This is a genomic window from Palleronia sediminis, assembly GCF_004358695.1.
In the GTDB taxonomy this organism is placed as follows: Bacteria; Pseudomonadota; Alphaproteobacteria; order Rhodobacterales; family Rhodobacteraceae; genus Palleronia; species Palleronia sediminis.
The window spans coordinates 1-11,990 of the sequence record NZ_SNAA01000010.1 but is presented as its reverse complement, the minus strand read 5'-3'; the positions used below and the strand labels follow the sequence as shown (position 1 = coordinate 11,990).

At 68.7% G+C, this 11,990-nt stretch carries 12 protein-coding genes; 9 read left to right on the top strand and 3 right to left on the bottom strand.

All coding sequences use genetic code 11. The annotated features are described in order from the left end of the window. Positions 1-10: 10 nt before the first annotated feature. Positions 11-421, bottom strand: a complete 411-nt coding sequence (locus E2L08_RS09870) for a DoxX family protein (RefSeq protein WP_133396914.1) — start codon at positions 419-421, stop codon at positions 11-13. 82 nt (positions 422-503) lie between these two features. Then, positions 504-1,436, bottom strand: coding sequence for a VOC family protein (locus tag E2L08_RS09865; protein WP_133396913.1), 933 nt, complete (start codon positions 1,434-1,436; stop codon positions 504-506). Positions 1,437-1,549: 113 nt separating this feature from the next. Here E2L08_RS09865 and E2L08_RS09860 point away from each other — a divergent pair, with 113 nt between their 5' ends. Next, on the top strand, positions 1,550-2,449 hold the full coding sequence (locus E2L08_RS09860) for a LysR family transcriptional regulator (RefSeq protein ID WP_133396912.1): 900 nt from the start codon (positions 1,550-1,552) through the stop codon (positions 2,447-2,449). Between the two features lie 21 nt (positions 2,450-2,470). Here the strand turns inward: E2L08_RS09860 and E2L08_RS09855 are convergent, their stop codons facing one another. After that, positions 2,471-3,406, bottom strand: a complete 936-nt coding sequence (locus E2L08_RS09855; protein WP_133396911.1) for a LysR family transcriptional regulator — start codon at positions 3,404-3,406, stop codon at positions 2,471-2,473. Positions 3,407-3,495: 89 nt separating this feature from the next. Here E2L08_RS09855 and E2L08_RS09850 point away from each other — a divergent pair, with 89 nt between their 5' ends. From E2L08_RS09850 to E2L08_RS09815, 8 genes are read left to right on the top strand one after another with little or no spacing between them, the layout of a single operon-like run. Continuing rightward, a complete protein-coding gene (locus E2L08_RS09850; RefSeq protein WP_133396910.1) occupies positions 3,496-4,539 on the top strand; it encodes a maleylacetate reductase in 1,044 nt (347 codons plus the stop codon). 33 nt (positions 4,540-4,572) lie between these two features. After that, positions 4,573-5,844: an ABC transporter substrate-binding protein gene (locus E2L08_RS09845; RefSeq protein ID WP_133396909.1), complete on the top strand. Its 1,272-nt coding sequence runs from the start codon at positions 4,573-4,575 to the stop codon at positions 5,842-5,844. A 4-nt stretch (positions 5,845-5,848) separates the two neighbouring features. Next, positions 5,849-6,568, top strand: a complete 720-nt coding sequence (locus E2L08_RS09840) for an ABC transporter ATP-binding protein (RefSeq protein ID WP_133396908.1) — start codon at positions 5,849-5,851, stop codon at positions 6,566-6,568. Beyond that, the gene (locus tag E2L08_RS09835) at positions 6,565-7,272 is read left to right on the top strand and encodes an ABC transporter ATP-binding protein (RefSeq protein WP_133396907.1); all 708 of its coding nucleotides are present in this window, start codon (positions 6,565-6,567) and stop codon (positions 7,270-7,272) included. Before E2L08_RS09840 ends, E2L08_RS09835 begins: the two co-directional genes overlap by 4 nt. After that, positions 7,269-8,132, top strand: a complete 864-nt coding sequence (locus tag E2L08_RS09830; protein WP_133396906.1) for a branched-chain amino acid ABC transporter permease — start codon at positions 7,269-7,271, stop codon at positions 8,130-8,132. Before E2L08_RS09835 ends, E2L08_RS09830 begins: the two co-directional genes overlap by 4 nt. Beyond that, the gene (locus E2L08_RS09825; RefSeq protein ID WP_133396905.1) at positions 8,132-9,184 is read left to right on the top strand and encodes a branched-chain amino acid ABC transporter permease; all 1,053 of its coding nucleotides are present in this window, start codon (positions 8,132-8,134) and stop codon (positions 9,182-9,184) included. Before E2L08_RS09830 ends, E2L08_RS09825 begins: the two co-directional genes overlap by 1 nt. Further along, positions 9,177-10,934 (top strand): FAD-dependent oxidoreductase, encoded by a 1,758-nt coding sequence (locus E2L08_RS09820; RefSeq protein WP_133396904.1) that lies wholly within the window; start codon positions 9,177-9,179, stop codon positions 10,932-10,934. The genes E2L08_RS09825 and E2L08_RS09820 overlap by 8 nt, the downstream gene beginning before the upstream one ends. Before the next feature lie 9 nt (positions 10,935-10,943). Continuing rightward, a complete protein-coding gene (locus E2L08_RS09815; RefSeq protein ID WP_133396903.1) occupies positions 10,944-11,840 on the top strand; it encodes an intradiol ring-cleavage dioxygenase in 897 nt (298 codons plus the stop codon). The last annotated feature ends 150 nt before the right edge of the window (positions 11,841-11,990 follow it).

Below are 11,990 nucleotides of genomic sequence, written 5' to 3'. Positions count from 1 at the left end.
CAGGGTCGTGTCAGGCGGGATTGCCTGCGCGACCGTTCCTCATGGCATCGACGCTCCACGGGCCGGGGCCCGCGAAAACCAGATAGAGAAACACGAAGCAATACAGGATCGCCGCATCCCCGCCATTGAGAGGCGGATAGAAGCTCTGCGGCAGGTGGGCGATGAAATAGGCTGCGGCCATGGTGCCCGACGCGATGAAGGCGGCCGGGCGGGTGAACAGCCCGATGACGAGGAGGCCGCCGGCGATCAGTTCGATCACGCCAGCCGTCCAGCCCAGTGTAAAGGCCTCGGGCATCCGGTCCGAGGCCGGAAAGCCCAGGAGTTTCTGCGTGCCATGCGCAAAAAAGATCAATGCGGTCACGATGCGCAGGACGCTGAGCATCACGGGCGCCCATGCGGTTTCGAGGCGTTGAGAGGTCATTTCGGTCTCCTTCGGTCCGCCGGGATGCGGTCGGAACGGGGCGCCGGGGTCTCGTGGCCCCGTCGCCCCTGGGTGAACTAGGTCAGTCCGCGATGGCGGGCAGGGTTTTCTCAAGCTGAGGGCGCAAATGGGCGTGCTGCTTGGGCAGTTTCAGCGCCTCGCCCAGATGGGCGGGATCCTCGTCGCGGGCAAAGCCCGGCTCGTTCGTCGCGATCTCGAACAGGATACCGCCCGGAGTGCGGAAATAGATTGCCCAGAAATAGTCGCGGTCGATGACCGGGGTCACATGGGCGCCCGCCTCGAGCAGGGCGCGGCGCACCTCGACCTGGGCCGCGCGATCGGCGACGGCAAAGGCCACGTGATGAACCGAACCCGCGCCCTGGCGTGCCGGTGCCGCGTCGGGCAGAACCTCCAGATCGACGATATCGGCGCCGTTGCCGCCCTCGAGCGCGAACCGGATCAGCACCCCGTCGCGGGCGATCTCGCGATAGCCCATGAACTTGAGAAGCTCGGACGTGGCGGCGCCGTCGCGCAGCCGCATGGTTACGCCGCGAAAGCCGTGGACGCCCTTGTCGGCCGGAACCGGGCCGTCGGCATAGGGTTCGCGCGGATCGTCCGGCGTCTCGATCAGGGCGAATCCGTCACCGTCCGGGCCGTGAAAGCGCAGGCGCCGTTCGCCGAAGGCCTCGAACTCGGCAAGGCCATCGACCCCGGCGCCCTCGAGCCGGTCGCGCCAGAAGTCGAGCGTGCCCGGCGGCACCGCAAAACCCGTCTCGGATACCTCGCCCGCGCCGCGCCGGCCCGGCCCGATCCGCGGGAAGGGGAAATAGGTCATCACCGAGCCCGGCGTGCCGGCCTCGTCGCCGTAATAGAGGTGATAGACCTCGGGCGCATCGAAATTGACGGTTTTCTTGACCCGGCGCAGGCCGAGCACGTTGGTGAAGAAGGCATTGTTTTCCTGGGCATCCGCCGCCATCGACGTGACGTGGTGAAGTCCCTTGATCTGGTCGAGCATGGTCCGCTCCTCGGTTGATTCCGTTGTCTGGACGCAGAGATAGACCCGCCTGCCATTGTCGGGAACGGGTAGAATGTTGCATTCACCATTGCGCTGAGCGTAATGATGCCCACATGGGCGAACTCGAATCCATCCGCGTCTTCCTGGCGGTCGCCGAACAGCAGAGCTTTGCCGGTGCGGCCCGCCAGCTCGGGCTGACGCCCGCCTCGGTGACGCGCACCGTCGCCGCGCTCGAGGATCGGCTGGGGCTGCAACTGCTGGTGCGCACGACGCGGCAGGTCTCGCTCACCTCGGCGGGGGCGGTCTATGCGGCGCGGGTGACGCCGCTTGTCGAGGGGTTGAGCCGCGCGGTGGACGAGACGCGCGAGGCGCAGGGGATGACCGCCGGGCGCATCCGCATCAGCGCCCCGATGTCGCTAGGGGTGAAGGTCCTGCCCGACGTGCTGTCGCAATTCGCCACGCTGCACCCGCAGACCGGCGTGTCGGTCATCCTGTCCGACGGGTTCGTCGATATCGTCGAGGGCGATTACGACCTCGCCATCCGCATCTCGGGGCCGCCCGCCGACAAGTCGACCATCTGGCGCAAGATCTGCCGCGTGCCGCGCGTGCTCGTCGCGGCCCCCGGTTACCTGTCGTCCCGAGACTTGCCCGAGACGCCGGACGAATTGTCGGCGCTCGCCTGTCTCGGCTATGGCGCCAATGCCTCGGGCGAGGTCTGGCACCTGTCGAAAGGGGCGGGCAGCCGCAGTTTCAGGACCGGCGGCACCTTCAGCGCCAATAACGGCGATTTCCTGGCGCGGCTGGCGGTGAACGGCGAAGGGGTCGCGCTTCTGCCGCGGTTCATCGTGGCCGACGATCTCGCCGCCGGGCGCCTGGTCGAGCTTTTGCCCGACTGGTCCGCGCCCGATATCTGGCTGACGCTGTTCTATCCGCCCTATGACCGGCTACCGCTGCGCGTGGCGACATTCTCGGATTTCTTCGAGACCCATGTAACCGAAACCTGCGTGCTCTAGCCCGGCGGTATCGCGCGGGTCTCAGTCGGGGGCCACCCGCTCTAGCGTTTGCGCGATCGCGCGCATGGCGCCGCGCAGATGCGCGGCAAAGCGCTCGGCCGAGGCCGAGAGCGGCGTGTCCCCATGCGTCACGAGACAGAGATGCCGCCGCGCATGGCCGATGCGGATGGGCAGGGTCGTCAGCGTCTTTTGCCGGGCGAGCGGATGGGCGACCGACAGCGGCAGCACCGTGAGCGCATCGGACCCGGCCAGCACGGTCTGCACCGCCGACAGCGATCCGCCGGTAAAGCTCACCCTGATATCCATGACGCCGATTTCGCTCAGCACGTCGCGCAGGTCGCGGTAGAGCGGGCTGTCGGCCGGGGGCGCGATCCAGGGATAGGGCGCGACATCGGGCAGGCGCAGCGGTGCCCGGCGCGTCAGCGGGTGGCCGACGCGACAGGCGATGACGTTGCGCCCCTTGAGCACCGGCTCCGAGCGGACGCCCGTGGGCACATCGCCGTCGCGCAGCGGCAGCACCGCCATGTCGAGCGCGCCGGACTCGAGCGCCGCGATCAGCTCGGCGCGGTAGCCCGCGCGCTGCTCGACGCGGATGCCGGGGCTGCCCGACTGGAACTCGGCGATCACCCCGGCGACCACGCCATCGAGAAAGAACGGCGTGCCGCCGACCCGCACCACGCCCGCGCGCCCGTCGGCCGCCCGCGCGACGAGATCCGTGGCCCGCCGTCCGGCGACGCGCACGGCCCGCCCCTCGGCCGCCAGGGCGCGTCCGAGCTCGGTGGGGCGCAACGGCCGCCGCCCCGGCTCGAAAAGCGGCGCGCCCACCCGCGCCTCGAGCAGCGAGAGACTGCGCGACACCGAGGGCTGCGATTTGCCGAGATCGGCTGCGCCCTCGGTCATGCCGCCGGCATCGACGACGGAGGCGAGGATCTCGAGATGGCGGGGGTCCAGCTTCATAACGCCGGGTTATGTCAGCCGCCGTCTTTTCGATCAAGATGCCCGCGCGATGTGTTTAGCATGATCCCGAGAGGACGCCGGAGGGACGAATGACGACAGAGCAGAGAGTCCGGTTTGGCGCGGGCCTGCGTCACGAGGCGGGAGACGAGGTCGAACGTCTCGGTTGTGCGCGGGCGCTGATCCTGTCGACGCCGCACCAGGCAGAGCTTGCCATGGACCTCGCCGCCGATATCGGCGCCCATTGCGCGGGCCTGTTCACCGGCGCGGCGATGCACACCCCCGTCGAGGTGACGCAGGCCGCCATGGCCCATGCGCAGGAGACGGAGGCCGATTGTCTCGTCTCTGTCGGCGGCGGATCGACCATCGGGCTGGGCAAGGCCATCGCGCTGCGCACCGACCTGCCGCAGGTCGCCATCCCCACCACCTATGCCGGATCCGAGGCGACGCCGATCCTGGGCCAGACCGAGAACGGCGCCAAGACCACCCTGACCGATCCGCGGGTGCGGCCCGAGACGGTGCTCTACGATGCCGAGCTTGTCGCGACCCTGCCCGCCGCGATGACGGTGACGAGCGCGCTCAACGCGATGGCCCACGCGGTCGAGGCGCTATATGCGCGCGACCGCGACGAGGATACCGACGCGCTGGCCATGGAGGGGCTGCGGGCCTTTGTCGACGGGCTGGCAGCCGTGGTCGAGACGCCGGGCGACCTTGCCGCGCGCGAGACGACGCAACGCGGCGCCTGGGCCTGTGGCGCGGTGCTGGGGCGCAGCTCGATGGCGCTGCACCACAAGCTTTGCCACACGCTGGGCGGCATGCTCGGGCTGCCCCATGCCGAGACGCATGCCGTCGTCCTGCCCCATGCCGTCGCCTACAACATGGGCGCGGCCGCGCGCGAACTCGCGCCGGTGGCCGAATTGCTGGGCGGGGACGACCCGGCACGCGCGCTGTGGGATTTCGCCGGATCGCTCGACGCCCCGCGCAGCCTGCGCGGGCTGGGGATGGAGGAGGGCGACATCGACCGGTGCGCCGCCGCGGCCGCCGCCAATCCCTACTGGAACCCCCGCCCCGTCGAAGAGGACGCGATCCGCGCGCTTCTCGCGCGGGCCTGGGCCGGCGAGGCGCCCGCCGGTTGAACGCCTGAACCATCACGTCTGGGAGGACATGCCATGATTACCCGCCGCCACCTGATGAAGACCTCCGCCGCGGGCGGCCTCGTTGCCGCATCCGGCCTTGCCGCCCCCGTCATCGCGCAGGATGCCCGGATTCGGCTGGGCTATGTCAGCCCGCAATCCGGCCCGCTCGCCGCGTTCAGCGAGGCCGACAGCTATATCCTCGAGGGGTTCCGCGCTTCCGAGGCGGGCAGCAATTTCGAGGTCATCGTCAAGGACAGCCAGTCCAACCCCAACCGCGCGGCCGAGGTGGCGGGCGAGCTCATCATCGACGACGAGGTGGACATGATCCTCGTCGCCTCCACCCCCGAGACGACGAACCCCGTCGCCACGACCTGCGAGGCCGAAGAGATCCCCTGCATCTCGACCGTCGCGCCCTGGCAGCCGTGGTTCATCGGACAGCAGGGCAATCCCGGCGATCCCGCCTCGTGGGAGCCGTTCTTTTACGCGCACCATTTCTTCTGGGGGCTCGAGGACGTGATCGACGTCTTCACCGCCATGTGGGGTCAGCTCGACACGAATCGCGCGGTCGGCGCGCTGTTTCCCAATGACGGCGACGGCAATGCTTGGGGCAACCCCGAGGTCGGGTTCCCGCCCGTGCTCGAGGCGCAGGGCTACACCCTGACCGACCCCGGCCGCTACCAGAACCTCACCGACGATTTCAGCGCCCAGATCAACGCGTTCCGCCAGGCGAATGTCGAGATCGTCACCGGCGTCCCGATCCCGCCCGATTTCACGACCTTCTGGACGCAGGCCAAGCAGCAGGGCTTTGCCCCCAAGGCGGCGAGCATCGGCAAGGCGATCCTGTTCCCGCAGGCGGTCGATCAGCTCGGCGAAGCGGGGCACAACCTGTCGTCCGAGGTCTGGTGGTCCCCCTCGCACCCGTTCTCGTCGTCGCTGACCGGGCAATCGGCGGGCGAGCTTGCAGCGGGCTACGAGGCCGCGACGGGCCGGCAATGGACGCAGCCGATCGGGTTCGTGCACGCGCTGTTCGAGATGGCGGCCGACAGCTTTGCGCGCACGTCGGATGCGGGCGACCCCGACGCGGTGGCCGAGGCCATCCGCGCCGCACAGCTCGAAAGCATCGTGGGACGCATCGCCTTCGACGGGGCGGGCCTGCCGCCCTTTGCCGCGCAGAACGTGGCCAAGACGCCGCTTGTCGGCGGGCAATGGCGGCGGCGCGAGGGCGGCGGCTATGACCTCGTGATCGTCGAGAACGGGTCGCAACCGGCGATCCCCACGGGCGGCACGATGCAGCCGCTGGGATAAACTGGTGTCGATCCTTTCTCTTGCCGGCGTGTCCAAGTCCTATGGCAGCCTGAAGGTCACGGATGACGTGACCTTCGACCTGCCCGAGGGGCAGGCGCTCGGGATCATCGGGCCGAACGGCGCGGGCAAGTCGACATTGTTCAACCTCATCACCGGCAACGTTCTGCCCGATGCCGGGCGGATCGCGTTCGACGGGCGGGACGTGACGCGCACCCCGCCCATGCGGCGGTGCCTTGCGGGGATCGGCCGTTCGTTCCAGATCCCGCAGCCCTTCGACCGGCTGACGGTGTTCGAGAACCTGCTGGTCGCCGCCACCCATGGGCGGGGGCAGGGCGAGGCCGCCGTCGTGCGCGACTGCGCCGACATACTCGAGCGGTGCGAGCTTTCGGCGCGGGCCAACGATCCGGCGGGGGGGCTGTCCCTGCTGGGGCGCAAGCGGCTGGAACTGGCGCGCGCCATGGCGACCCGGCCGCGCCTGCTGCTGCTGGACGAGATCGCGGGCGGCCTGACCGAGGGCGAATGCACGGCGCTGATCCGCACCATTCGCGACGTGCACGCGCAGGGGGTGACGATCATCTGGATCGAGCATGTGCTTCACGCGCTCAACTCGGTGGTCGAACGGCTGCTGGTGCTCGATTTCGGCCGCGTGATCGGCATCGGCGAGCCGGGCGAGATCATGGCCTCGCAGGAGGTGCGCGAGATCTACCTGGGGATCGAGATATGAGCCTTCTGAGCACGCATGGCCTGACGGCGCATTACGGGGATTTCCAGGCGCTTTTCGGCGTCGATATCCGCGTCGAGCCGGGCGAGGCCGTGGCGATCATCGGGGCCAACGGGGCGGGCAAGACCACGCTGATGCGCAGCATCGCGGGGGTGCTGCGCTCGGCGCCCGGCGAGGTGGTGTTCCGCGGCCGCGAGATCGGCGCGCTGGACGCGGCCGCCGTCATGGGCGCGGGGCTGGCCATGGTGCCCGAGGGCCGCCGCCTGTTCCCGTCGCTGTCGGTCGAAGAGAACCTGCAGATAGGATGTTATGGCCGCAAGGCACCGGGGCCCTGGTCGCTCGACGCGATCTACGACCTCTTTCCCATTTTGGGCGAGCGGCGCCACGCCCCCGGCACCGCCCTTTCGGGCGGGCAGCAGCAGATGGTGGCCATCGGGCGCGCACTGATCTCGAACCCCGACCTGCTGCTGTGCGACGAGATCTCGCTGGGTCTCGCGCCGGTGGTCATCCGCGACATCTATGCCGCCGTCCCGCGCATCCGCGAGGCCGGGGCGAGCCTCGTCGTGGTCGAGCAGGATATCGGGCAGGCGCTCAAGGTCGCGGACCGGGTCTATTGCATGATGGAGGGGCGCGTGACGCTCGAGGGGACGCCCGACACGCTCAGCCGCGAGGCGATCCACGATGCCTATTTCGGGGTCTCGGCATGATCTGGATCGACACGTTGGTGCAGGGGGTCCTGCTGGGCGGGCTCTACGCGCTGTTCGCGGTCGGGCTTTCGATCGTCTTCGGCATCATGCGGCTGGTGAACCTCGCGCATGGCGACCTGATCGTCGTCGCGGCCTACCTGATCCTCGTGCTGGTCTCGCTGACGGGGCTTTCGCCCTTCGTCGCGGCGCTGCTGGCCGCCCCGGCCATGGCGGGGGCGGGCTGGTTGTTGCAGCGCCATGTGCTCAACCGGACCCTCGGCACCGACATCCTGCCGCCGCTGCTCGTCACCTTCGGGCTGTCCATCGCCCTGCAGAACGCGCTGCTCGAGGGGTTCTCGGCCGATAGCCAGCGCCTGCCGGCCGGCCCGCTGGCGACGGCATCGCTCGATCTCGGGGCGGTCACGGTGGGCGTGCTGCCGCTGCTGACCTTCGCCTCGGCCATCGCGGTGATCCTCGCGCTCAACTGGCTGTTCTATCGCACCGAACTGGGCCGGGCGTTCCGGGCCACGTCGGACGACGCGGTGACGGCGTCGCTGATGGGCATCCGGCCCGCGACCATCTTTGCCACCGCCACGGCCATCGCGATGCTGGTGGTGACGGTGGCCGCGCTCTATCTCGGGATGCGCTCGAATTTCGACCCCAATATCGGCCCCGCGCGGCTGATCTATGCCTTCGAGGCGGTCATCATCGGCGGGCTCGGGTCGCTGTGGGGGACGCTCGCGGGCGGCATCATCATCGGCGTGGCGCAGACCGTGGGCGCGGCGATCAACCCCGAGTGGCAGATCCTCGCGGGCCATGTCGCGTTCCTGGTCGTGTTGCTGTTCAGGCCGCGGGGACTGTTCCCGCGGGCGGTGGACTGATGGGCCACGTCATCCGCACCCGCACCCGCGCCTCGACCGTCGCGGCCATCGTCGGCGCCATCGTCGTGCTCGGCCTCGCGCTGCTGCCGCTGGTTGCGGGGCGGGGCCTGATCCAGGACATGTTCTTCATCCTCACGATGCTGGTTCTGGCGCAGTTCTGGAACCTGCTGGCGGGTTATGGCGGCCTCGTCAGCATCGGCCAGCAGGCCTTCGTCGGCCTCGGGGCCTATGCGATGTTCGCGGGGGTGATCCTTGCGGGGATCGACCCCGTCTGGGCGATCCCGCTGGGTGGTCTCGCCGCGGTGATCGTCGCCGTGCCGACCGCCTTTTTCGCGTTCCGCCTTGCCGGGGCCTATTTCGCCATCGCGACCTGGGTCATCGCCGAGGTCGTGCGCCTGTCGGTCGCCCAGTGGAAGACGCTTGGCGGCGGCACGGGCACATCGCTGCCGCGCACCGCCACGCGCGACATCGCGGGCACCGGCTGGATCGAGGCCGCGCTGGACGTGCGGGGCGCCGCGGCGCGCGATATCCTCGCCTATTGGCTGGCGCTGGGGCTCGCGCTGCTCGCCATCGGGGCGATCTACGGGCTGTTGCGGTCGCGGCGCGGCCTCGCGCTTGCCTCGATCCGCGACAACGAAGAGGCCGCCCGGTCCGTCGGCGTCGATGCCGCGCGGCTGAAATGGTCGGTCTTTCTGGCGGCGGCCTTCGGCACGGGGATCGCCGGGGGGCTGATCTTCATGCAGATCGCGCGCATCTCGCCCGATGCGGCGTTCTCGGTGACCGAGTGGACGGCCTTCGTCATCTTCATCGTCGTGATCGGCGGGATCGGGACGATCGAGGGGCCGATCCTGGGGGTGCTGGTGTTTTTCGCGCTTCAAAAGCTGCTGGCGGATTTCGGGGCGTGGTATCTCATCGCGCTCGGGGTCATCGGCATCGCCGTGATGCTGTTTGCGCCGCGCGGTCTGTGGGGGCTGATCTCGCACCGCACGGGGCTCGAGCTTTTTCCCATCCGCCGCCGGCTGATAACCACGAAAGGAAACGACCATGGCTGAGATCGAAACGGACGTCCTCATCGTCGGCACCGGCCCCGCGGGGTCGGCGACGGCCGCGCTGCTGGCGAGCGCGGGCGTGAACTGCATGGCGATCAACCGCTATCGCTGGCTCGCCAATTCGCCCCGCGCCCACATCACCAACCAGCGCACGATGGAGGTGCTGCGCGACCTCGGCCCCGAGGTCGAGGCCGAGGCCTATCTCCACGCCTCCGCGCAGGAGCTGATGGGCGAGAACGTATTTTGCGAAAGCCTCGCCGGCGAAGAGATCGGCAGGATGCAGTCCTGGGGCACGCATCCGCTGTCCAAGGCCGAACACCTGCTGTCGAGCCCGACCTTCATGAACGACCTGCCGCAGACCTTCATGGAGCCGATCCTGTTCAACACCGCCTGCAAGCGCGGGACGCAGGCGCGTATGTCGACCGAATATGTCAGCCACGAACAGGACGACGCGGGCGTGACGACCATCTGTCGCGACCGCCTGTCGGGGCGCGAGTTCGAGGTCCGCTCGCGCTATCTCGTGGGGGCCGACGGAGGCCGGTCGATGGTGGCCGAGCATCTCGGCCTGCCGTTCGAGGGCCAGATGGGCGTCGGCGGGTCGATGAACATCGTCTTTCGCGCCGACCTGTCCAGATACGTCGCGCATCGCCCCTCGGTGCTCTACTGGGTGATGCAGCCCGGCTCGGACGTGGGCGGCATCGGCATGGGGCTGGTGCGGATGGTGCGGCCCTGGAACGAGTGGCTGATCGTCTGGGGCTACGACATCAATGAACCCGCGCCCGAGGTCGACGAGGCGATGGCTCGGCAGGTCGCGCGGCAGCTCGTGGGCGACCCCGAGCTCGAGATCGAGCTCTTGTCGGCCAACACCTGGACCGTGAACAACATGTACGCGACCCGGATGCAGAAGGGGCGCGTCTTTATCGCCGGGGATGCCGCGCACCGGCATCCGCCCTCGAACGGGCTGGGGTCCAACACCTCGATCCAGGACGGCTTCAACCTCGCCTGGAAACTCGCCGCCGTCATCAAGGGGCAGGCGGGCGAGGCGCTGCTCGACAGCTATACGGCCGAGCGAGCGCCGGTCGCCAAGCAGATCGTCACCCGCGCCAACCAGTCGATCGGCGAGTTCGGCCCGATCTTCGAAAGCCTGGGCATGACGGGCGGCGTGGATACCGATGCCGTGCAGCGCAACATGGACGCGCGGTGCAACGACGACGAGGCGGCCGCGAACCAGCGCGAGGCGATCCGCAAGGCCATCGCCTTCAAGAAATACGAGTTCGACGCGCATGGCGTCGAGATGAACCAGCGCTATCGCAGCGGCGCCATCCTGACCGACGGCCAGGCCGAACCCGCCTTCGACCGCGATGCGGAGCTTCATTATCACCCGACGACATGGCCGGGCGCGCGCCTGCCGCATGTCTGGGTGTTCGATCACGAAACCGGCGCCAAGGTCTCGACGCTCGACCTGTGCGGGCGGTCGCGGTTCACCGTGCTGACCGGGATCGGCGGCGAGGCGTGGGTCGCAGCGGCCGAGGCGCTTTCGGCCGAGATGGGAATCAAGATCCGCACCCATCTGATCGGGCCGCGCCGGGCCTATGTCGATCACACCGGCGACTGGGCGCGGGTCAGCGAGATCGCCGATGACGGATGCCTTCTCGTGCGGCCCGATCACCATGTCGCGTGGCGGGCGCCCGCGATGACCGGCGACGCCGAGGGCGATCTGCGCCGCGCGCTTTCCGCCATCCTGGCGCGATAGGAGGGGATCATGGGCAGCTATTTTTCCGAAGAGCGTTCGGTCGAGGCCGTGAACGAGCGTATGGGCGAGGGGATCGACCCGCGCCTCAGGCTGGTGATGGGCAAGCTGGTCGAGCATCTGCACGCCTTCGCCAAGGAGGTCGAGCTGACCGAGGCCGAATGGGCGCTGGGCATAGATTTCCTGACCCGCACCGGCCAGATCTGTTCGCCCGAGCGGCAGGAGTTCATTCTGCTGTCGGACACGCTGGGCCTGTCGATGCTGGTCGACGCCATCAACAACCGCCGCCCCCACGGCGCCACCGAGAACACCGTCTTCGGCCCCTTTCATGTCGAGGGCGCGCCGCTGCGCGAGATGGGCGACAACATCTGTCTCGACGGCAAGGGCGAGTCCTGCCTGTTCGAGGGCACGATCACCGATCTGGACGGCACGCCGCTCGAAGGGGTCGAACTCGACGTATGGTCGGACAATGCGGACGGCTATTACGACGTGCAGCAGCCCGACATTCAACCGAAATGGAACAACCGCGGCCGGTTCAGAACCGGCGCGGACGGACGCTATGCGTTCCGCGGGATCAAGCCGGTGAGCTATCCGATCCCCGATGACGGGCCGGTGGGCAAGATGCTGGCCGCGCTCGGACGCCATCCCAACCGGCCGGGGCACATGCACCTGCTGGTCAAGGCCGAGGGGTTCCACACCATCGTCAGCCATTCCTTCGTCGAGGGCGACGCCTACCTCGCCGACGATACCGTGTTCGGGGTCAAGGACAGCCTGATCGCGAGCTTCGAGCGGATCGACGGCGATACGGTCTGGCGTTCGCGCTTCGATATCGTGATGGCGCGTCCGGGCGAAACCGGGGGCACGCCCTCGCAGCCCGCCGTCACCGCCGCCGATCCGGGCGTGCGGTGACGGCCGCCCCGGCCATCGTCCGCGGCGCGCCGGAGTTCGACAGTTAATCCGATAAGCGATTGATATTGTTGACGCGGGTCAAGCGTTTTTGTGACGACATCGAGCGTCAGGCGGGTTTCGGGAGGTTCAATGCATCGAAGAGGTCGAGTT

Coding starts and splice junctions, on each gene's coding strand:
- E2L08_RS09870 (WP_133396914.1), bottom strand. CDS start 421: ATGACCTCTCAACGCCTCGAAACCGCATGGGCGCCCGTGATGCTCAGC.
- E2L08_RS09865 (WP_133396913.1), bottom strand. CDS start 1,436: ATGCTCGACCAGATCAAGGGACTTCACCACGTCACGTCGATGGCGGCG.
- E2L08_RS09860 (WP_133396912.1), top strand. CDS start 1,550: ATGGGCGAACTCGAATCCATCCGCGTCTTCCTGGCGGTCGCCGAACAG.
- E2L08_RS09855 (WP_133396911.1), bottom strand. CDS start 3,406: ATGAAGCTGGACCCCCGCCATCTCGAGATCCTCGCCTCCGTCGTCGAT.
- E2L08_RS09850 (WP_133396910.1), top strand. CDS start 3,496: ATGACGACAGAGCAGAGAGTCCGGTTTGGCGCGGGCCTGCGTCACGAG.
- E2L08_RS09845 (WP_133396909.1), top strand. CDS start 4,573: ATGATTACCCGCCGCCACCTGATGAAGACCTCCGCCGCGGGCGGCCTC.
- E2L08_RS09835 (WP_133396907.1), top strand. CDS start 6,565: ATGAGCCTTCTGAGCACGCATGGCCTGACGGCGCATTACGGGGATTTC.
- E2L08_RS09830 (WP_133396906.1), top strand. CDS start 7,269: ATGATCTGGATCGACACGTTGGTGCAGGGGGTCCTGCTGGGCGGGCTC.
- E2L08_RS09825 (WP_133396905.1), top strand. CDS start 8,132: ATGGGCCACGTCATCCGCACCCGCACCCGCGCCTCGACCGTCGCGGCC.
- E2L08_RS09820 (WP_133396904.1), top strand. CDS start 9,177: ATGGCTGAGATCGAAACGGACGTCCTCATCGTCGGCACCGGCCCCGCG.
- E2L08_RS09815 (WP_133396903.1), top strand. CDS start 10,944: ATGGGCAGCTATTTTTCCGAAGAGCGTTCGGTCGAGGCCGTGAACGAG.